Source organism: Methylobacter sp. Wu1 (assembly GCF_036553575.1).
Lineage (GTDB): Bacteria > Pseudomonadota > Gammaproteobacteria > Methylococcales > Methylomonadaceae > Methylobacter.
The window spans coordinates 64,034-84,087 of the sequence record NZ_JAZHOC010000067.1 but is presented as its reverse complement, the minus strand read 5'-3'; the positions used below and the strand labels follow the sequence as shown (position 1 = coordinate 84,087).

17 protein-coding genes are annotated in these 20,054 nt (G+C 50.3%); 6 read left to right on the top strand and 11 right to left on the bottom strand.

From position 1 onward, the window contains the following. Nucleotides 1-30: 30 nt before the first annotated feature. From dnaE to V2P20_RS14815, 4 genes are all read right to left on the bottom strand, one after another. Nucleotides 31-3,534 (bottom strand): DNA polymerase III subunit alpha, encoded by a 3,504-nt coding sequence (gene dnaE / locus V2P20_RS14830; RefSeq protein ID WP_331819625.1) that lies wholly within the window; start codon nucleotides 3,532-3,534, stop codon nucleotides 31-33. 834 nt (nucleotides 3,535-4,368) lie between these two features. After that, nucleotides 4,369-8,262, bottom strand: a complete 3,894-nt coding sequence (gene hrpA / locus V2P20_RS14825) for an ATP-dependent RNA helicase HrpA (RefSeq protein WP_331819623.1) — start codon at nucleotides 8,260-8,262, stop codon at nucleotides 4,369-4,371. A 115-nt stretch (nucleotides 8,263-8,377) separates the two neighbouring features. Beyond that, on the bottom strand, nucleotides 8,378-8,650 hold the full coding sequence (locus tag V2P20_RS14820; RefSeq protein WP_194968349.1) for a SemiSWEET transporter: 273 nt from the start codon (nucleotides 8,648-8,650) through the stop codon (nucleotides 8,378-8,380). 70 nt (nucleotides 8,651-8,720) lie between these two features. After that, nucleotides 8,721-9,455, bottom strand: coding sequence for a metallophosphoesterase (locus V2P20_RS14815; protein WP_331819621.1), 735 nt, complete (start codon nucleotides 9,453-9,455; stop codon nucleotides 8,721-8,723). An 86-nt stretch (nucleotides 9,456-9,541) separates the two neighbouring features. On the opposite strand from V2P20_RS14815, the gene ispG reads away from it, so the two are divergent. Next, on the top strand, nucleotides 9,542-10,759 hold the full coding sequence (gene ispG / locus V2P20_RS14810; protein ID WP_331819619.1) for a flavodoxin-dependent (E)-4-hydroxy-3-methylbut-2-enyl-diphosphate synthase: 1,218 nt from the start codon (nucleotides 9,542-9,544) through the stop codon (nucleotides 10,757-10,759). 45 nt (nucleotides 10,760-10,804) lie between these two features. Here ispG and V2P20_RS14805 read toward each other — a convergent pair whose 3' ends face one another. Then, nucleotides 10,805-11,980, bottom strand: coding sequence for an NnrS family protein (locus tag V2P20_RS14805; protein ID WP_331819617.1), 1,176 nt, complete (start codon nucleotides 11,978-11,980; stop codon nucleotides 10,805-10,807). Nucleotides 11,981-11,985: 5 nt separating this feature from the next. Then, nucleotides 11,986-12,780, bottom strand: a complete 795-nt coding sequence (locus V2P20_RS14800; RefSeq protein ID WP_331819615.1) for a ferritin-like domain-containing protein — start codon at nucleotides 12,778-12,780, stop codon at nucleotides 11,986-11,988. A gap of 22 nt (nucleotides 12,781-12,802) precedes the next feature. On the opposite strand from V2P20_RS14800, the gene V2P20_RS14795 reads away from it, so the two are divergent. The 3 genes from V2P20_RS14795 to V2P20_RS14785 are packed head-to-tail and all read left to right on the top strand — an operon-like array spanning nucleotide 12,803 to nucleotide 14,653. Further along, nucleotides 12,803-13,177: a VanZ family protein gene (locus V2P20_RS14795; protein WP_331819613.1), complete on the top strand. Its 375-nt coding sequence runs from the start codon at nucleotides 12,803-12,805 to the stop codon at nucleotides 13,175-13,177. 23 nt (nucleotides 13,178-13,200) lie between these two features. Then, nucleotides 13,201-13,800, top strand: a complete 600-nt coding sequence (locus V2P20_RS14790; protein ID WP_331819611.1) for a GNAT family N-acetyltransferase — start codon at nucleotides 13,201-13,203, stop codon at nucleotides 13,798-13,800. Further along, nucleotides 13,790-14,653 (top strand): carbon-nitrogen hydrolase family protein, encoded by an 864-nt coding sequence (locus V2P20_RS14785; RefSeq protein WP_331819609.1) that lies wholly within the window; start codon nucleotides 13,790-13,792, stop codon nucleotides 14,651-14,653. The genes V2P20_RS14790 and V2P20_RS14785 overlap by 11 nt, the downstream gene beginning before the upstream one ends. 208 nt (nucleotides 14,654-14,861) lie before the next feature. Here V2P20_RS14785 and rpoS read toward each other — a convergent pair whose 3' ends face one another. From rpoS to V2P20_RS14765, 4 genes are all read right to left on the bottom strand, one after another. Beyond that, nucleotides 14,862-15,824 (bottom strand): RNA polymerase sigma factor RpoS, encoded by a 963-nt coding sequence (rpoS, locus tag V2P20_RS14780; protein ID WP_331819607.1) that lies wholly within the window; start codon nucleotides 15,822-15,824, stop codon nucleotides 14,862-14,864. Nucleotides 15,825-15,839: 15 nt separating this feature from the next. Further along, nucleotides 15,840-16,040, bottom strand: a complete 201-nt coding sequence (locus tag V2P20_RS14775; protein WP_331819605.1) for a M23 family metallopeptidase — start codon at nucleotides 16,038-16,040, stop codon at nucleotides 15,840-15,842. 463 nt (nucleotides 16,041-16,503) lie between these two features. Continuing rightward, nucleotides 16,504-17,340, bottom strand: coding sequence for a peptidoglycan DD-metalloendopeptidase family protein (locus tag V2P20_RS14770; RefSeq protein ID WP_331819603.1), 837 nt, complete (start codon nucleotides 17,338-17,340; stop codon nucleotides 16,504-16,506). Nucleotides 17,341-17,343: 3 nt separating this feature from the next. Next, nucleotides 17,344-17,838, bottom strand: coding sequence for a DnaJ domain-containing protein (locus V2P20_RS14765; RefSeq protein ID WP_331819601.1), 495 nt, complete (start codon nucleotides 17,836-17,838; stop codon nucleotides 17,344-17,346). A gap of 109 nt (nucleotides 17,839-17,947) precedes the next feature. Between V2P20_RS14765 and mobB the strand changes: the two genes are divergently transcribed. Both mobB and glp read left to right on the top strand, forming a co-directional pair. Next, nucleotides 17,948-18,478: a molybdopterin-guanine dinucleotide biosynthesis protein B gene (gene mobB, locus V2P20_RS14760; protein WP_331819599.1), complete on the top strand. Its 531-nt coding sequence runs from the start codon at nucleotides 17,948-17,950 to the stop codon at nucleotides 18,476-18,478. Beyond that, nucleotides 18,471-19,727: a gephyrin-like molybdotransferase Glp gene (glp, locus tag V2P20_RS14755; protein WP_331819597.1), complete on the top strand. Its 1,257-nt coding sequence runs from the start codon at nucleotides 18,471-18,473 to the stop codon at nucleotides 19,725-19,727. Before mobB ends, glp begins: the two co-directional genes overlap by 8 nt. On the opposite strand, the gene V2P20_RS14750 is transcribed toward glp, so the two are convergent. Further along, nucleotides 19,724-20,047, bottom strand: coding sequence for a rhodanese-like domain-containing protein (locus tag V2P20_RS14750; protein ID WP_331819596.1), 324 nt, complete (start codon nucleotides 20,045-20,047; stop codon nucleotides 19,724-19,726). The genes glp and V2P20_RS14750 overlap by 4 nt on opposite strands. Between the last annotated feature and the right edge of the window lie 7 nt (nucleotides 20,048-20,054).

The following is a 20,054-nucleotide window of genomic DNA, read 5'->3' as shown; positions in this document are numbered from 1 at the left end:
AGCATAAAAGCTTATGCTTCGCGGCGACCGTTACTTGTACTTAACTTCCACTTCGCTGGCTCCCGGCAGACGTTTCAGGCGCATAATCAATTCATCTGTTGCCTGCACACGCCACTCATCGCCAAGACGCACGGTTGCCTTCGCCTGGCGTGATTTGTAATTCATCAGCACCGGACACCCGCCGCCCTTGAAGGGGCTGAGCACCGCACTTAATCTCTGCAGGAATGCATCGCCATGCTCTTCGGCCTGCCATGTCAGCTGAATCCCTCTGGCGAAAGCATCCCGGGCCTGATCCATGCTGTAGAGTTTCTCTACCGTCAAACGCAGGGTGCCCAAATAATCGTCAACCGCCAGCGGACCTTCAGCGACCAGCAACGTATCGCGAGCAAAGATATCCCGGTATTTTTCATAAACATCGTTAAACGCCGCGATTTCGAGCCGGCCGGACCTGTCATCCAGTGTGGCAAACCCCATCATTTTTCCTTGTTTGGTCTGACGGGTTCTGATTTCCACGACCAACCCGGCAACTCGCGCTTCCATCTTCCCTTTCATGCCCCGTTGAGGGCCTGCACGCTCGGCATTGGCAGTCAAAGTGGCTATTTTCCCATGCGTAAACTCTTTCAGTTCCGCCTCGTACTGGTCAATAGGATGACCGGTCAGAAACAGACCCAGCGTTAACTTTTCCGCTGCCAGACGATCCTTTTCGGACCAGGGCTCGACAGTAGTTGAATAAGCTTCGGTTTCTTCAACATTATCCTCGGCATTGACCGCCAGACCGAACAAATCATTCTGGCCTGTCTGCGCCATCTTGCCGTGCTGCTCAGCCACTCTCAAAGCCGTAGACAGTTCGGCCAGATGGCCGGCCCGATTATCGTCAAACTCATCGAATGCGCCAGCGCGTATGAGCGCCTCCAGCACGCGCCGGTTGACTTTTCTCAAGTCGACGCGCTTGCACAAGTCATACAAGCCGGTAAACGGGCCGTTTTCATCCCGCTCCTTCAGCATGTCGTCAATGGCCGCCTGCCCGACACCCTTGATGGCGCCGATACCGTAGACGATGTGCCCCTTGTCATTGACGGTAAAGCGGAAATTGGACACGTTGATATTCGGCGGACAGATGGTCAGCTTCATCTGCCGGCATTCCTCAATCAGCACCACGACCTTGTCGGTATTGTCCATATCCGAGGACAGCACCGCCGCCATGAAAGCGGCCGGATAATGCGCCTTCAGCCAAGCGGTCTGATACGCCACCAGCGCATAGGCCGCCGAGTGCGATTTGTTGAAACCGTAACCGGCGAATTTTTCCATCAGGTCGAAGATATAAGTCGCGATGCCCTCATCGATCTGATTGGCGACGGCGCCCTGCGTGAACACTTCACGCTGTTTGGCCATTTCTTCGGGCTTTTTCTTGCCCATCGCGCGCCGCAGCATATCGGCGCCGCCCAGCGTATACTGCGCCATTTCCCGCGCGATCTGCATCACCTGTTCCTGATACAGAATAACGCCATTGGTCGGCTTCAAAATCGGTATCAGCAAGGGATGTGCGTATTCAGCCTTGGCCCCGTGCTTGACGTTGATGTAATCATCCACCATGCCCGACTCCAAAGGGCCGGGCCGGAACAGCGCCACCAGCGCGATAATGTCGTCAAAACAGTCGGGCTTGAGCTTCTTGATCAGCTCTTTCATGCCCCGGGATTCGAGCTGGAATACGGCCGTAGTCTGGGCGTTTTTCAGCAGCTCATAGGAAGCAGGATCATCTCTGGGAATAGTCGTGATATCGACCAGCGGCTCGCCGGCCTGGTGTTTCTTTTGATTGATCGTCTGCAGCGCCCAGTCGATAATCGTCAGCGTACGCAACCCCAGGAAGTCGAACTTGACCAGACCGACGGCCTCCACGTCGTCTTTGTCGAACTGCGTAACCAGATTGCCGCCGCCCTGTTCGCAATACAGCGGCGCAAAATCGGTCAGCTTGGTCGGCGAGATCACCACGCCGCCCGCATGTTTGCCTGCGTTTCGGGACGTTCCTTCCAGGGCGCGCGCCATATCGATCAGCGATCTGACTTCTTCTTCGGTATCGTAAAGCTGTTTCAGGTCGGGGCTGTCTTTCAGCGCCTTATCCAGCGTCATGCCGATCTCGAACGGAATCAACTTGGCCAATCGGTCGACAAAGCCGTAGGAGAAGCCCAGCACGCGCCCGACATCGCGGATAACCGCCTTGGCCGCCATCGAACCATAAGTGATAATCTGCGCGACGTGATCGCGGCCATAATGGCGCGCCACATAATCGATCACTTCGTCGCGCCGGTCCATGCAGAAGTCGACGTCGAAGTCGGGCATGGAAATACGTTCCGGGTTCAGGAACCGCTCGAACAACAGATCGAATTCAATAGGGTCCAGGTCGGTGATCTTAAGCGCGTACGCCACCAGAGAGCCGGCGCCCGACCCACGGCCCGGCCCGACCGGAATCTGATTGTTTTTCGCCCACTGGATAAAGTCGGCAACGATCATGAAATAACCGGGAAAACCCATCTGTACAATCACTTTGAGCTCAACTTCCAGACGGTCGTAATAGACCTGGCGGTTTTCCTCATCGGTGCCCTTGCCAACGGCCGGATACTGCGCCAGACGCTCCTCCAGACCTTTCCTGGCCGAATCGATCAGATGATCGCCCAGCGACACGCCGGCCGGCACCGGAAAATCAGGCAGGAAGTTCTGGCCCAGCGTCAGCTTCAAATTGCAGCGCTTGGCGATTTCGACCGTATTTTCGAGCGCTTCAGGAATATCGGCGAACAACGCCTGCATTTCCTCGCTGCTGCGCAGATATTGCTGATCGGTGTAATCCCGCGGCCGCCGGGCATCATCAAGCACACGCCCCTGGTTGATGCAGACCCGGACTTCATGTGCTTCGAAATCCTTCTGATGTATAAACCTGACGTCATTGGTCGCCACCACCGGCAGATCGGCAGCCAGAGCCAGCTCGACGGCCGCGGCTATGTAACGTTCCTCATCGGGCTTGCCGACGCGCTGCAATTCCAGATAAAAACTCTGATCGAACAGCGAGCCCCATTGCTCGGCCAGTCGTTTTGCCAGCTCCTTGTTTTCGGCCAGCAAGGCCTTGCCGATATCGCCGCTCATGGCGCCCGACAAGGCAATCAAGCCGGCATGATTGCCTTCTATCCATTCCTTTCTCAGCATCGGTACGCCCTGATGCTGCCCTTCCTGATAGGCTTTGGAAATGAGTTCGGTCAGCGTGATGTAACCGGTGTGATTGTTGACCAGCAAGGTCATGCGGAAAGGCGTCGCCGGCTCCTCCGGATTGAATATCAGCACGTCCGCCCCGCCGATCGGCTTGATGCCCTGACCCAGCGCCGCCTTATAAAACTTGACCAGTGAGAACAGATTGGCATGTTCGGTCACCGCAGCGGCCGGCATGTTCAATTCGGCCAGACGCTTAACCAGCGGCTTGATTTTGACGATGCCGTCAACCAGAGAAAATTCGGAATGAAGCCTTAAATGAACAAACGCGGGTTGCATAGGTGTTTTTTTATCAGAATCAGGTAAGTAGTGCTTGCATCAAAGCGGGTAAAGCAGCGCGAAACAGGCAAGGCTTGAACAGCCAAGCCTATTTTTTACCACGAAGCGCATGATTTTTAGAGCGGATATAAAGCCGGCTGATACGTCTTTCATGGACCGATATTATACACTTTCAGCTTTACAGAGGGCTTCAGTTTCAGCAGCATGCCGATAAAAATATCCGCACCGCAGGCTTTAAAAAGTTATTCACAAAACCTGTGGATAACTCTGTGGATTGGTTGTTTTCTTTATCGCTTAATTACCGTTTTTATTACAGTTTTGTTAAATTGTACAAAAATAAACCAATACGGTAATTTTATTGTTATCAATAACTTACAGATCATTTTCCCCCATGCTGGAGTCTAGGTTAGCGCTCGCTAAGTCATTGATTTAGCCTGTGGGCAACTGATATTGAGTCAATACCACTTCCATAAACATCAAGCTGATCCTTGCGTTGGATTTACTCAGTTTTTTATAGCGCTTCAGACAAGAAAACCAGATGTGGCTTTGTTGAGATAAGCCTACCGGCAGGCATCCGATAGGCTTCTTTTGCAGTTATTCACAAAACCTGTGGATAACTCTGTGGATTGATTGTTTTATTCATCGCTTAATTACCGTTTTTATTACAGTTTTGTTAAATTGTACAAAAACGAACCAATCCATTTATTCATTAATTATCAATAAGTTAAACTCTAGCTTTAAGCCTGATTCAAGCCGGATAAATATGCGCTAAGTTATTGATTTAGGCTGTGGGCAACTGATATTGGGTCAATACTTTCCGAAAACATCCGGTCTTTATCCTCTTTCATCCCAGGCTTTTTCCATGCGTTTTGCCGAAACCGGATAAGCCGTTTTAAGTTGCTGTGCAAACAGCGAAACCCGGAATTCTTCCAGCATCCAGCGGTAATTATCCTGCTCGGGAATTACGGACTCTTTTTTAGTCTTCTTCTCAACGTCTTTCCAGTAGCGCGTCCAGTACCGGTTTATTTCCTGCATTTTCTGCATGCTGTTATCGAGCTTATCGATACGGTAGAGAATCGCCCTTAAATAACGCGGCATGGCTTTAAGCTGCTGGAACGGCGTGTGGCGGACAAAACCCGCGTAGATCATAAACTTGAGTTGCTCATTGATGTCCTGAACCATCGGATCGTTGACATTGAAGCGTTTAAGCTGCGCTTTGACGGCGCCATGCAGTTCCATGACCTCCAGGACGATCCTGCCCGCCTCATTGGCAAACCCGACCAGCTCGCCTTTATGCTGCTTTAAACTTTGCTCGAAAGCCTGCTGTGTGCGTATCGTTTTGCCTTCGACAAACACCGTGTACAGGATCAAATAGAGCATATCGTCTTTATAGGAAGCCGCTGCGTCAGTCTCTATAATCGGATGCTTGGGCAACTGGTTATAAGTTAATTCCGCAGCCGCCGACTTGGGCAGGTTTTTGACGACATATGTGCATTCCTTGCGCAGATAGAGCTGGAACAGGCGCATGAGCCCCGCCTGGTGCTGGCGCGCAGCTTTTTGCTCGGTATCGAAAATGCGCACACCGACGGCATCGCCTTCATCGACAATGGCCGGATAGCCGACAAATGCCTGTCCTTTCTGCATGAACTGCCAGGTTTCGGGCAGATCATCGAATGCCCATTGTATGCAGCCGGTATAATTCAATTCGTCGGCGGCCAGCTGGTCAAAACTTTCCCCGGCCGTTTGGGTATATTTGCCTTGCAGCTTTTTCAGGTCACGGCCGTAGTCCAGCAGTTTGTCCTCATCGTCGATGACTCTGAAATTCATTTTCAGGTGCTCAGGCAGTGCCTCCGGATTCCAGGCATTGAGCGGTATCGCTTCACCCGTCAATTTTCTGAGCCGATTACTCAGCCATTCATAAAGCGAGCCTTTAAAGTCGGGCTCGATTTCAAGACATTGCTTGACGGTTTCCGGCACCGGCACGAAATGTTTTCTCAGGTTTTTAGGCAGCGATTTGATCAATGCGACCAGTTTTTCTTCCAGCATGCCCGGCACCAGCCAGTCGAACGGCACCTGCGAAACCTGATTCAACTGATGCACGGGAATGACGGCCGTGACGCCGTCTTCATCATGGCCCGGCTCAAAGCGGTATTGCAGCGCGATCGCCAGATTGCCTACTTTCTTGCTGTCGGGAAAATCCCATTCGCTGACTTGGCTGTCCTGCCCACGGGTCAGATCTTCCTTGGTCAGAAACAGGATTTTAGGACTTTCCCGTTCGGCGGTTTTGCGCCATTGATCGAGCGCAATACCGCTGACGATATCGGCCGGCAGTTTCTTGTCGTAGAACTGATAAAGCCATTCTTCATCTTCAACCAGATCGACGCGGCGGCCCTTGTGCTGGATATAGCCGACTTCTTCGAGCAGCTTCTGGTTGGCGATAAAAAACGGCGCATTGGTATGGTAATCCTGTTCGACCAGCGCCGAACGGATAAATATCTCGCGCGCAGCCTTGGGATCAACGCGTTCATAAGGTACTTTGCGACCGGCCTGCAAGGTCAGGCCGAACAGCAAAGTGCGTTCATAGACGGCGCTACGGCCGGCTTTCTTTTCCCAGTGCGGATCGTAATAGCTGCGCTTGATCAGATGCTCGGCACACTGCTCTATCCATTCCGGCTCAATCTTGGCGACATTGCGCGCGTAGACTTTGCTGGTTTCGACCTGCTCGGCGGCCATGATCCACTTCGGTCTGGCTTTATGCAGGCCCGAGCCGGGGAAAATGAAGAATTTGAGGCCTCTGGCGCCCAGGTACTCGTATTGCTCATGCCGGAAGCCGATGTTCGACAGCAGCCCCGGCAGCAAGGCGCGGTGAATTTCTTCATAGCTGGCCTCGACCATATTCGGCTTCATTTTCAGTTCGCCTTTGATCACCTGCATGATCTGCGCATGGATGTCGTACCATTCGCGCATACGGATATAGGACAGAAAATTCTCGGTGCAGTATTTGCGCAGCTTGTTGTTGGACAGATGCTTCTTCTGCTCTTCGAAAGTATTCCAGATATTCAGGATCGTCAGAAAATCGGAATCCTCTTTACGGAAGGCCGCATGCTTGGCCTCGGCCTGATGCATTTTATCGGCCGGCTTTTCGCGCGGGTCCTGAATGCTCAGGGCCGACACGATAATCGCCACCTCGGTCAGACAATGCTGCTTTTCGGCCGCTATCAGCATGCGCGCCAGTTTCGGGTCGGTCGGGAATTTGGCCAGCTGTTTGCCGATCTCGGTCAGCTTGCCCTGCTTGTCGAGCGCGTTGACTTCATGCAGCGCATTTTTGCCGTCGCGTATCATCTTGTCTTCGGGCGGCTCGACAAACGGGAATTTCTCGATATCGCCCAGGTTCAGCGACGTCATCTGCAGAATGACCGATGACAGGTTCGTGCGCATGATCTCCGGCTCGGTAAATAGAGGCCGGGCCAGATAGTCGTCCTTCGAATACAGCCGGATACAGATGCCCTCGGCGACACGGCCACAGCGTCCGGCGCGCTGGTTGGCGCTAGCCTGCGATACTTTTTCAATCGGCAGGCGCTGGATTTTGCTGCGGTGGCTATAGCGGCTGATGCGCGCATGGCCCGTATCGATCACGCAGCGTATGCCCGGCACGGTCAACGACGTTTCGGCGACGTTGGTCGCCAGCACGATGCGGATTTTGCCGCCTTTGGGCTTGAACACGCGCTCCTGTTCACTGACGCTGAGTTTCGAATACAGCGGCAGGATTTCATACTGGGTCGGATGATGCTTTTTCAATGAGTCGGCCGTTTCGCGGATTTCGCGTTCGCCGCTCAGGAAGATCAGGATATCGCCGCGGATATCGCGCTGCAGTTCATCGACAGCATCGAGGATGGCCTGCTGCAGATCATCGCTGGTTTCATCGTCCTCTTCGTCCCGTTGCTCTATCGGGCGGTAGCGCAATTCGACCGGATAGGTGCGCCCCGATACCTCGATGATCGGCGCATCGTTGAAATGATTGGCAAACCGCTGCGGATCGATCGTGGCCGAGGTGATGATCAGCTTCAAGTCGGGGCGCTTGGGCAGCAGCCATTTCATGTAGCCCAACAGGAAATCGATATTCAGGCTGCGCTCGTGCGCTTCGTCGATGATGATCGTATCGTATTGAGTCAGGTAGGGATCGTTTTGCGATTCGGCCAGCAAAATACCGTCGGTCATGAGCTTGACCAGCGACTCAGCATGGGTCTTGTCATTGAAACGGACTTTGTAGCCGACTGATTTGCCTATCGGCTCGCCCAGTTCTTCGGCTATCCGGTCGGCCACAGTGCGCGCTGCGATTCGCCGAGGCTGCGTGTGGCCGATAAATCCCGAAGCGCCGCGCCCGATTGACAGGCAAATCTTCGGCAATTGCGTAGTCTTGCCCGACCCGGTCTCGCCGCAGACGATCACGACCTGATTGGCTTTAACCAGCTCGGCGATGTCCTCTTTCTTGCCCGTAACCGGCAAATCGGGAAAATTAATCGCAGGAATACTGGCCAGACGTTTATTGCGCAGGGCTATCGATCTTTCAATACGGTTTCTCAGCGCATTGAAGGGTTCGATCGGATCTTTGCCTTTCTGACAGTCACTGCGCAACCTGTCCAGTTGCCGCTTGAATCCGTGCCGGTCTTGGCTCAGGCATTGAGGTAATCGGGAAGTGAGTTGTTTAATAAGATCGAGGGTGGACATCCAGTACAATCAAGGCAAATAAAGCTATTATACGTTATGTGCCCTGTTTTGAATTTTATCAATGATCAGAGTGCGGCTCAGGCCGGCCGCAAGCATTCGTAACAGAGATGAAGGCCTAACTTTTTTTGCAGACTGTATTGTATACCTTGAAGGATAATATCGAGGCTGCCAGCACCAGCGTTATCGCATTGGCGAATATAATGGCCTTATCGGAAATATAAACGCCATAGACAAGCCAGCACAGCACGCCCAATGTGAATATACTGTACATGCTCAAAGACAGCGCTTCCGTATCTCTGGTTTTTATAGTCAATATGGCCTGCGGTAAAAATGAGGCTGTCGTCAATGTTGCAGCTATATAGCCAATAATTTCAGGCGTCACTATCATCGGTGTCGTTCTCTATAGATATAATTCTTTATGATGAATATTAGAAGCAGTAAGGCATTGTAAAGCCGTGTTAGATAACCACGGTTCTGTTCAGTTCAAAGCCCGGTACTGTTTTTTTGCCGGCATACCCCCTGGGGTTGCATAATATTCGGGTGCCGGCTATCCGGTAATCGGACGAACTGTGTACATGGCCGTGAAACCAGGCGTCGATCTCGTATTCATAGAACAAGGGCTGTAAGTCAAAGTCATTGCAATAGGCTAACTTTCTAAGGGCATTCGGCGATTCATACCAGCTCCATTGGGACGGCGCATGATGCGTAACTACAATGGTCTTGCCTGGAAATGGCTGCGCTAGTTCCTGCTCCAGCCATTCCTTCGAAATTCGATGCAATTGGGTAAAATCAGCGCTGTCGAATGATCTTCCTGCCAATCTGATTTTCTTGAAATCATTCAGCGTTCTGCATAAGGTATCGGCTTTTTCATCACCTTCAATAAACAGATCGGTCCACATCGTGCAGCCTAAAAAACGAACATCCTGAAATAAAAACTCGCTGTTCTCAAGAAACCGCACATTGCTGCCTTGGCACTGTTCTCTAAGCTTTTGCAGCGTTTCCTGATAGTCGTGGTAGTAAAACTCATGATTACCCGCTACATAAACAACGGGTTTATCCAGGGATTTCAGCCATTCCAGACCTTGTGTGCAAACTCCGATATCACCTGCGGCAATAATAATATCGGCATCATTGGCCGACGCTTCCAGTGCCCCGAATTCCAAATGTACATCAGAAAAATAATTGATCCTCACGATTTAATCTGCTCAATGTCCTGTATGAGAGTATAATTTCCGGTTATTCTTTCAGATAACCGTAACCTTTTCCATAAAGATTTTATATGTCAATTAGCCCTAGAAAAATTACTCAGCAAGTTTTAATCGGCAATGTTAAAGTCGGCGGCGGCGCGCCTATCGTGGTTCAATCGATGACCAATACTGATACGGCCGATGCTTCCGCAACCGTTAATCAGATTATCGAGCTGTCCAAGGCGGGTTCTGAACTTGTCCGTATTACGGTTAATTCGGAAGAAGCGGCTAAAGCCGTCGCTGAAATCCGCAATCAATTGGATCAGAAAGGCTGCGATACGCCTATTATTGGGGATTTTCACTTCAATGGGCATAAATTGCTGGAAAAATATCCGGACTGCGCTGAAGCCTTGAGCAAATACCGCATCAATCCGGGCAACGTCGGCCGCGGGAAAAGCCGCGATCCGCAATTCCAGCAAATGATCGAGTTCGCCTGCCGCTACGACAAACCGGTCCGTATCGGCGTCAACGGCGGCAGTCTCGATCAATCGGTGTTGACTCGCCTGTTGGAAGAAAACAGAAACAAGGCCAATCCTGAAGAACTGTCGGCCATCACCCGCGAAGCGATTATTGTTTCGGCCCTTGAAAGCGCGGCCAAGGCCGAAGAAATCGGCCTGGCTAAAAACAAAATCGTGCTGTCCTGTAAAATCAGTAATGTGCAGGAATTGATCAGTATTTATGAGGAACTGTCCAGACGTTGCGATTACGCCCTGCATCTGGGCCTGACCGAAGCCGGCATGGGCTCGAAAGGCATCGTGTCTTCATCCGCCGCGCTATCGGTGCTGATGCAGCAAGGCATCGGCGATACCATCCGCATTTCCCTGACGCCCGAGCCCGGTTCGGCAAGAACCCAGGAAGTCATTGTTGCCCAGGAAATCCTGCAAACGATGGGTTTTCGCTCGTTTACGCCGATGGTTATCTCCTGCCCAGGCTGCGGCCGCACCACCAGCGATTATTTCCAGAAGCTGGCGTTGGAAATTCAAACCTATCTGCGTGAAAGCATGCCGGTCTGGCGCAGCCAATACCCGGGCGTTGAAACCATGGAAGTGGCGGTGATGGGTTGTGTGGTCAATGGTCCAGGTGAAAGCAAAAACGCCAATATCGGCATCAGTTTGCCCGGCACCGGCGAATCACCGGTCGCGCCTGTTTATGAAGACGGCGTAAAGACAGTCACCCTGAAAGGCGACCGGATTGCCGAAGAATTTCAGGAAATAGTACAGCGTTACATCGAATCGCATTACGGCGTGTAAGCGGCTATTCACCGGCTGAATGCTGAATTCAGCCGGTATCTTCAATCAACCTTCCTGACCGTCGATCCGGGCCGTAGTCAATATCGGCGCATAAACAAACACAAACAGCGAAAACGCCGCCAGCCAGGATAGCGTCGACACATATACGAGCACGCCGTACCAGTCCGGCAGCGCGATCGGCAATAAAACCCTGAACAAGGCCGCCAGATTGATCAGCGCAAATCCGATCGCCATGGCATTGGAAACCCGAAGTGCCCTGCCGGTATGGCCTAATGATACGCGGGCCATCATGCCCAGCGTTAGCACGCCAATGCCGCCAACCGTAAAAGCGTGCAAGGCCAAAGTCGGCGCCACTAGCTCATAAGCGGAAAACGCCGTCAGTGCAAAGCCTAGAATGACCCAGCCGTAGCCGATATAGAGCACCCACAGTAACGGTACGTACCAGATACGCTGCACGTACCAGCCCGCCACCCTGATAATGTTAACGGCAACGGCCAGAACCGCTATCAGCGCCAGGACAATGCCCGAAATATTGAACAGCTGCAAGCCGAATACCAGTGCCGCCGCCGCAAGCGACAGACCATCCATGATGGGATTTCTCACCACTCGCGCACCCGGCAAGCCGCGCTCCGTAAAAAAAGGAAAAACGCGCCCGGCAATGACCAGAATCATGAGAATGATAGTCGCAACAACCACCTGAATGCCCGGCCATGCGCTGTTTTCCTGAATACCGAGAATCTCGGCATGTATCAGACCATTGCCTAAGGCCAGCAGGAGCAAAAGCCCGATAAAAATCAGGTTTCTGTATTGGCGGACCTGTATGATCGGTTTGCTGATCTGGTAAGCCAGAGCCGGCAGGAAGGAGAAATCGATCAAGGCAATCAATGCATCCGGCAGGAGCCCGGCATAGAATGGCACGATGCGCCCGTATAACCATAACAGACACAAACCGGCCAATTGATCGCCGGTTAATGTAGGCCGGCCGGTCCAATTTCTAACCGCCGTCAATAAAAAGCCTGCAATCACGGCGACGGAATACCCGAGCAGCATTTCATGCGCATGCCAATAGGTATTGGCAAAGTAATTACTCAGCGTCAAATCACCCTTGAAAATAGCGTTCCAGAGCACGATCAGAATCAGCGCCGACAAGCCGGCCAACCCGAAGAACGCCCTGAATCCCAAGGCAAACAGAGGATAATCAAAAATAGTAGATGATTTCATGTTGATCAATTTTCCAACCAGTCCAGTTCAGCATTCGAGAAACCTGCAATTATACGCATTTCTCGGTTAAATGGGCCTTTTGGTTTGCCGCCTTTGTAGTATTCCCTGATTAATTCACGATATTTCGCTTCGGGTTCGTAGCCTTGCTGCCGGCAGACAAACTTAAACCAGTAGGAACCCAGCTCCACATGCCCGACTTCATCGGTTAAAATCCGGGTCAGAAGTGCTACGCTGGTGTCATCGCCCAGTTTCTTGAATTTTTCAATGATGGCCGGCGTCACATCCAGGCCGCGAGCCTCCATGCAGCGCGGCACCATGGCCAGCCTGGCCAGTATATTATCGGCTGTATCCGTGGCATGTTCCCACAGACCGCTGTGGGCTGGCAAATCGCCATAATCGGTGTGCATGCTCTGGAGATGAGCCCGAATCAATGCGAAATGTTGCGCTTCTTCGTCAGCAACGCGCAGCCAATCCTGATAAAATTGGTCAGGCAAGCCGCGAAAACGATAAAGTATGTCCCAGGCCAGGTAAATAGCGACAAATTCAACATGCGCAATCGCATGAAAAAAAGCGATGACGCCGCCAGGGTTGGTCAATTTCCGTTGCGGCATATGGCGCGGCGCCAATAACTGCGGCCGGTCAGGAAACTTTACATTAACAATCGGCAATACCGGCCGGTCGGAATCAAGGCTTAAACGTTGCGATTGCAATAATTGCCAAGCCTGATGCGTAAGCGCTAACTTTTCGTCAATATCAGTCCGATGCAAGCATGCTTCGGCAAACTCAAATATATTTTTCATTAATCAAAGTGACAGTAAAAGAATGAATAAAATTTTGGATTTCACTTTTCTATTAGCCTATTGCCTGTTTATTTACTGGCTTTCCGATCAACCTTCATTGAAAGGCCCCGAGTGGTTTCCCCATCAGGATAAGCTCCACCATGCCGGAATCTTTTCCATTATGGCGCTACTGGCCTGGCGCAGCTTCAGGCACTGGATCGAGCATCCTATTATACTCGCTATACTCGCTGTTTCCTTTTGCAGTGTATATGGCATATCCGATGAATGGCATCAATCTTTTGTCGAGGGCCGGACGTCTGATGTCGCTGACTGGATTGCCGATACCGCCGGCGCAGCCATGGCTATATTTTTGTTTTATAAGCTACGCATCCGCTCACAAGTTCGGATAAAATTGTAATTTTTTGTCTACGTTTATATCCCATGTCCAAAAACATTCGCATTGAAAGATGTAGCGGCAAAGCCCTGGAACGGTATATTCCAGAGTTGGCCCGTTTAAGAATTGAAGTGTTCCATGATTTCCCTTATTTGTATGACGGTACTTACGAGTATGAAGAAAAGTACCTGCAGACTTATATCAATTGCCCGGAGAGCGTCATCGTTATGGCATTCGACGGCGATAAGGTAGTCGGTGCATCGACCGCCATCCCGATGAAATATGAAACGGATGAACTAAAAAAACCGTTTATTGAGCACGGCTACAACCTGGACGAAATTTTTTATTGCAGCGAATCAGTACTGAACAAGGATTATCGCGGCCTCGGCATCGGCGTGCGTTTTTTTGAGGAAAGAGAGGCTCATGCCCGGGAACTAGGCGGCTTTAAGCATATCTGCTTTTGCTGCGTGGAACGGCCAGCCGACCACCCCCGCCGTCCGGCCGATTATGTGCCGCTCGATAAGTTCTGGAACAAACGCGGCTATTTCAAGCATCCCGAATTATCGACAACTTACAGCTGGAAAGATCTGGACGATGCTGAAGAAACCCCTAAACCGATGACATTCTGGCTGAAACATGAAAGTTAAGATCGCTACCGCCCAATACGACATCAGCTTCCTGGAGAACTGGCAGAATTATCAAGCCAAAATTGAGCGCTGGGTCGGCGAAGCGGCCGAGCAGGACGCGAAGATTCTGCTTTTCCCTGAGTATGGCAGCATGGAACTGGCATCGCTATTTCCAAAGGAAATTTATTCATCGCTCAGCAAGCAGCTGGCGTCCATGCAATCCCTATTGGATGACTATACCGGCCTGTTTCGGACACTGGCGCAAAAATACGGCTGCTATATCCAGTCCGGCACATTCCCGGTTGAAATCGAGCCCAATGTTTATCGCAACCGGGCCTATCTGTTCATGCCTGATGGCCGGATCGATTACCAGGATAAGCTGATCATGACCCGCTTTGAGAATGAGCAATGGCTGATCAATAGCGGTGAGGAATTGAAGTGTTTCGATACCGAATATGGAAGAATCGCAATCAATGTCTGCTACGACAGCGAATTTCCGATGCTGGCGCGAAAACAGGTTGAAGCCGGAGCCAACCTGATTTTGGTACCCAGCTGCACAGACACGCTCGCCGGCTATCACCGGGTCAAAATAGGCTGCCAGGCAAGGGCTCTGGAAAACCAGTGCTATGTTGTGCAATCTCCGACGGTAGGCGAAGCGCCCTGGTCCGAAGCGGTTGACGTCAATATCGGTGCGGCGGCCGTTTATACGCCTGTGGACCGCGGTTTTCCTGACAATGGCATTCTGGCTATCGGCGAGCTCAACAAGGCGCAATGGGTCATGGCTGAAATCTCTCTCAGCGCTTGCGAGGCAGTCCGGCGACAAGGGCAGGTCTTTAATTACCGGGACTGGCCATTGCAAAAAAAATTCAGTTAACTGATGCTACCCAGTCGTTTGGTCGAAGAATTCGACCAAACGACTGCCGTGCTTTATAACATGGCAGTATTGCCATCATGCAATGCGAATATCCCCTGTGGCACAAGTTAATCCGTATCTATATGCATATTGATTGCGCTTGACTAAGCGCCGCAACGCTCGGCGCAGCGAACAGAATCCGCCATGCGCGCAACATCAGTTCAGTTAATCAAAAAATCGCCTCAAAAGAATAACCGTTTAATTCCAGTATTTCTTTCAATCTTTTTAATGAGTCCATCTGAATTTGTCTAACACGCTCCCTTGTTACACCCAACTCTTGAGCGACCTGTTCAAGCGTTGCATTTTCATAACCGCATAACCCATAGCGGCGGCAAATTACTTCACGTTGCTTTTCAGACAGTTGAAACACCCAATTGGCAATATTCTTTTTAATGCCGTCTTCCTGCAATTTTTCGGTCGGCGACATAGCCTCGGCATCTGAAATCGTTTCTACCAAAGGTTTATCAAAATCCTTACCGCCGGGTATATCCACTGACGTGACCCGCTCATTGAGCTTGAGCATTTTTTTCACCACGCTGACCGGTTTATCGAGATACTCAGCGATATCCTCGGCGCTGGGCTCATGATCCATCAACTGAGCCAAATGATGCTGGGCTTTGAGGTAAACATTCATTTCTTTTACGATATGAATCGGCAATCGGATCGTGCGGGTCTGGTTCATGATAGCCCGCTCTATTGTCTGCCTGATCCACCAAGTGGCATACGTTGAAAATCTGAATCCTTTATCAGGATCGAATTTTTCGACGGCGCGTATCAGTCCCAGATTGCCTTCTTCTATTAAATCCAGCAACGGCAACCCTCTGTTCAAATAACGGCGGGAAATTTTGACGACGAGGCGCAAATTGCTTTCGATCATGATATTGCGGGCTGCTTCATCGCCCCGCAACGCTTTCTTGCCGTAGAATTTTTCCTGATCCGCGGTCAGTAATTGTGACTTGCCCAACTCGTTCAAATAGAACCGCGTCGCATCGAAGCTATTATCATTATGAGCTTCCATGGAAATTGCCTCGTCAACCTCCATCACTTCACCCAACACGGAATCTGCATCAAGTTCGTCGTCAAACGCTACACAAATATCGTCGTCCAATACTTCACACATTTCTTCCTGCATACACCCCCCCTCTGGCTAATCGACCTGAGCCGAAACACCATTATTTTTGGTAAATAATTTAATGGATATGTTTTTTCCATTATTTCTTATTTCAAAATGCAGCGAAGTTTGCCCGGGTCCGGTTTTTCCAACATAGCCAATAACTTGGCCTTTTTTTATGGTTTGTCCTTCCGAAACCAGCAAACGGTTATTATTGGCATAAGCACTTAAATACATTTATTGTGTTTGATAATCAGTAAATTATCATAACCAATCAAACCTTTTCCGCTATACGCAATTTTTCCTGCTCCAGCAGCGCTGACGGCCTGTCGATTTTTCCTCTAATCTCAATTCCTTTGTTATTCGATTGAGTAAAGTTTTATTAGTGTTTTCCTTTATCAATCACTGCTAGTTTACTTTAACACTATTTTTTTATTGTCTGAAAAAAATAGCTTTATTTGTGAACTACGTCCGTTTTTTTTGATAGGGCTCATCGCAGCCGCTGCACTATATCCTTGATCTGAATTGAATAACTTCTGTTTCCGGACAGCCGCCAAAGCGTAAGCCAGCGGCAATTGATTCCACTGGGCCAGACGTTGATAGCCATGCCCGGAGCGCAAGCAGGCCGAATGCGCTGCCCGAATTAGTCTCAGAAAATTTGGCCGTATACACACGCTGATTAAACTAAGCTTAAAAATTATTATTTGCTTATAGACGCTTGAGCAGACTGGCGATGATTTTTGGGTAAATAATTTAATGGATTTACCGATTTTCCATTTTTTCTTATTTCAAAATGCAGCGAAGCTTGCCCAGGTCCGGTTTTTCCAACATAGCCAATAACTTGGCCTTTTTTTATGATTTGTCCTTCCGAAACCAGCAAACGGTTATTATTGGCATAAGCACTCAAATACCTTTCATTGTGTTTGATAATCAGCAAATTATCATAGCCAATCAAGCCTTTTCCGCTATACGCCACTTTTCCTGCTTCAGCAGCGCTGACGGCCTGTCCTGCTTTTCCTCTAATATCAATTCCTTTGTTATTCGATTGAGTAAAGTTTTTTATTATCTTTCCCTCTATCGGCCACTGCCAGTTTAACTTTGCCACTATTTTGTTAGTGTCTGAAAAAATCAGCTTTTTTTGCGGCTTACGTCCGTTTTTTTTAATAGGATTCATCGCAGCCACTGCGCTATATCCTTGATCTGAATTGAATAATTTCAGTTTCCGGCCAATCGCCAAAACGTAAGGCGGCGACAGGCGATTCCATTGAGACAGGCGTTGGTAGCCATGCCCCGAGCGCAAACCAATAGAATATAGGGTATCGCCTCTTTCTATCACATAGTATTTTGTTCCGGCAGTAATGCGTTTGGTATTATCTTCCGCCTCGATCTTGTTTTCTGAGGGTTTGGTCTGATTTTCAGAGGAATCAATGTCATAAGATTTAACCGGTTCAGAATTTTCATGTTCTGCACAGGCACTTAATAGAAACACCAGCATCAGCCTTACAATAAAAACAGGCCGGGCATAACGAGAGCGCATGAGCTATCTGGCCAGCAATATCTTCTTTGCCAAATTTATTTTCGCGGCCAGATAATCTGACCCGCCGCGGTCAGGGTGTATTTTCTGCATCAATTTGCGGTGAGCTTCAATGATTTCCTGTTTCGATGCGCCTATTTTCAACCCCAGCACTTCGTAGGCCTCTTCAGCCGTCATTTTTCCCGAAGAACCTGATGCACGCTGATACGATGATGCCCCCTGCTTGGCGGAATTAAACTCAGTCCATAATCGGTGCAGTTGAGGCGCATAATGCAACAAGACCGGTATTAATCTGAACAAAGAGGCAACAACAATGCCGACCAGGGCAAAAAGCCAGTTCAAGCGCCCGGTCGCGCCTAAATAAATTAAAATCATACCGACGAACCCGAGGCCGAGAGCTTTGATATAGCGGACCATCTGAGCCGGCGGCGTTTTTAAAAACCTGCGCAGGACGAAAAATGAAATAATGATTAGCAATAAAGCCAGATAAATTCGAATCAATGTTGTCTCCGGGATCAATATCCGTTTTCAAACCGCTTTTTCTTAGTGGCCTTATGAATAATACCTTAGAATAAGTCATCTCACGATAACAGCCTTAATATTTGATTCCATGCAGAATGCCAAAATTCCAGTCCTGGGTTTTGCCGCTTTCAGCGGCACCGGCAAAACAACTTTACTGTCGCAATTAATCCCGATTCTGAAATCCAATGGCCTGCGCGTAGGTTTAATCAAACACAGCCATCATGATTTTGAAATCGACAAGCCGGGCAAAGACAGCTTCCGCTTGCGGGCAGCGGGGGCTTCGCCTGTCATGCTGATATCGAAATCCCGGCGTGCCGTTATTACCGAGATCACACCCGAAAAAGAGCCTAGGCTGGACGATCAGCTAAAGGTGCTTGATCAGTCTGAACTGGACCTGATTCTGGTTGAAGGCTTTAGAACCGAGCCATTTCCGAAGATAGAATTGCACCGCGCTTCGCTCAACAAACCATTGCTTTATCCTGACGATCCGCACATCATGGCGATCGCCTCGGATTGCGCCTTGGAAATGCCCCCGAAGCTGGTTCAGCTCGATATCAATCAACCTGAAATGATTGCGGCATTCATTCTGAATCAATTCATGAGAGGAAATTATGATTGACTTATGCAGTCAGGATACAAACCCGCTGTTATCACTGCCGGAAGCACTCGCCAGAATCAGAGCAGCCTTGCTGCCTGCCGCTGGCTCTGAAAAGGTGGCTTTAAAAAACGCCTTGGGACGCACCCTGACGCAACCGGTTTACTCGCCCATCAATATACCTCATGAAAGAAACGCCGCGATGGATGGCTATGCCTTGGCCGCTAGTGACATAGCGCCGAATCAGCCTTTTTCTCTGCATTTAGCAGACACCTCCTGGGCCGGAAGACCGTTTCAGGGACAACTGCAACCGGGCGAATGCATCCGAATCTTTACCGGCGCGGTATTGCCTGAACAGGCCGATACTGTCATCATGCAGGAGCGGGTGCGCGCCGACGGACAAACCATACATTTTCCGGCACAGGCACGGCCCTATCAGAATGTCCGCGAAATCGGAGAAGATATCCGGCAAGGCGCCTGTCTGATTGCTTCACCTAAAAAATTGACTGCCGCGGATTTAGGATTGCTGGCCTCTGCCGGCGTTTGCGAGATTACCGTCAAGCGTCGATTGAACATTGCTTTTTTCTCTACCGGCGATGAACTGACGGCCTTAGGCCAGGCGCTGCAATCCGGGAAAATATATGACAGCAATCGCTATATTTTGAGCGGCCTGCTGGCTGATCCAGGCTACAGCATAGCCGATAAAGGCGTGATTGCCGATGACCGCGACAAACTGGAAGAAAACCTTGTTGAAGCGGCCAAGAATTACGATGTCATCATCACGACAGGCGGCGCTTCGGTAGGCGAAGCCGATTTCGTCAAGGACGTACTGGCCAGCTGCGGCCAAGTCAATTTCTGGAAGATTGCCATGAAGCCCGGAAAACCGCTGGCATTCGGCAAAATCGGCAATTGTTATTTCTTCGGATTGCCCGGCAATCCGGTTGCCGTCATTGCCACCTTTGACCAACTGGTCAAGCCCGCGTTAAAACAACTGGCCGGCGAACCGTTTACCAAACCTCTACGATTGACGGCCGTTTGCACAAGCCCGCTGAAAAAAGCGGCGGGACGGCAAGAGTTTCAGCGCGGCATACTGACCCAAAGCGATGCCGGCGAATTGCTTGTAGCCTCATCGGGAAAGCAGGGCTCACACCTGCTCGGCTCATTCAGTCGTGCTAATTGCTATATTATTTTGCCGGCCGACTGCACGGGTGTGGAAGCCGGCGAGCAAGTGACCGTCGAGCCGTTCAGCCTGTATTGTGTAGGAATAGATTAGTAGCGCGGCACCGAATTATCGCATTCGCAAGACCAGGCATCGATGCCGCCTCTCAGGTTTGAAACCTTTTCAAAGCCGTAATTTGCCAGATAGTCGGCGGCCTGTTGGCTTCGCATGCCGTGGTGGCAAATCACGACTATATCCTGCTGCCGGTCCAGTTCATCAAGTCTGTATGGAATTTGATTCAGCGGAATCGATACACTCTTTTCGATATGCGCGTACTGAAACTCATGCGGCTCTCTGACATCCAGCAAAAACAGAGACTCGCCATTTTGGATCTTATTTTTCAATTCAATCGCTGAAATTTGTTTTACAGACATGATTACC

Bases quoted from the DNA above. Each gene is read 5' to 3' on its own strand.
- ispG (WP_331819619.1), top strand. From the start codon at position 9,542: ATGTCAATTAGCCCTAGAAAAATTACTCAGCAAGTTTTAATCGGCAAT.
- V2P20_RS14790 (WP_331819611.1), top strand. From the start codon at position 13,201: ATGTCCAAAAACATTCGCATTGAAAGATGTAGCGGCAAAGCCCTGGAA.
- V2P20_RS14820 (WP_194968349.1), bottom strand. From the start codon at position 8,650: ATGATAGTGACGCCTGAAATTATTGGCTATATAGCTGCAACATTGACG.
- dnaE (WP_331819625.1), bottom strand. From the start codon at position 3,534: ATGCAACCCGCGTTTGTTCATTTAAGGCTTCATTCCGAATTTTCTCTG.
- rpoS (WP_331819607.1), bottom strand. From the start codon at position 15,824: ATGCAGGAAGAAATGTGTGAAGTATTGGACGACGATATTTGTGTAGCG.
- V2P20_RS14795 (WP_331819613.1), top strand. From the start codon at position 12,803: ATGAATAAAATTTTGGATTTCACTTTTCTATTAGCCTATTGCCTGTTT.
- V2P20_RS14805 (WP_331819617.1), bottom strand. From the start codon at position 11,980: ATGAAATCATCTACTATTTTTGATTATCCTCTGTTTGCCTTGGGATTC.
- mobB (WP_331819599.1), top strand. From the start codon at position 17,948: ATGCAGAATGCCAAAATTCCAGTCCTGGGTTTTGCCGCTTTCAGCGGC.
- V2P20_RS14775 (WP_331819605.1), bottom strand. From the start codon at position 16,040: ATGTATTTAAGTGCTTATGCCAATAATAACCGTTTGCTGGTTTCGGAA.
- V2P20_RS14750 (WP_331819596.1), bottom strand. From the start codon at position 20,047: ATGTCTGTAAAACAAATTTCAGCGATTGAATTGAAAAATAAGATCCAA.
- hrpA (WP_331819623.1), bottom strand. From the start codon at position 8,262: ATGTCCACCCTCGATCTTATTAAACAACTCACTTCCCGATTACCTCAA.
- glp (WP_331819597.1), top strand. From the start codon at position 18,471: ATGATTGACTTATGCAGTCAGGATACAAACCCGCTGTTATCACTGCCG.
- V2P20_RS14770 (WP_331819603.1), bottom strand. From the start codon at position 17,340: ATGCGCTCTCGTTATGCCCGGCCTGTTTTTATTGTAAGGCTGATGCTG.
- V2P20_RS14800 (WP_331819615.1), bottom strand. From the start codon at position 12,780: ATGAAAAATATATTTGAGTTTGCCGAAGCATGCTTGCATCGGACTGAT.
- V2P20_RS14785 (WP_331819609.1), top strand. From the start codon at position 13,790: ATGAAAGTTAAGATCGCTACCGCCCAATACGACATCAGCTTCCTGGAG.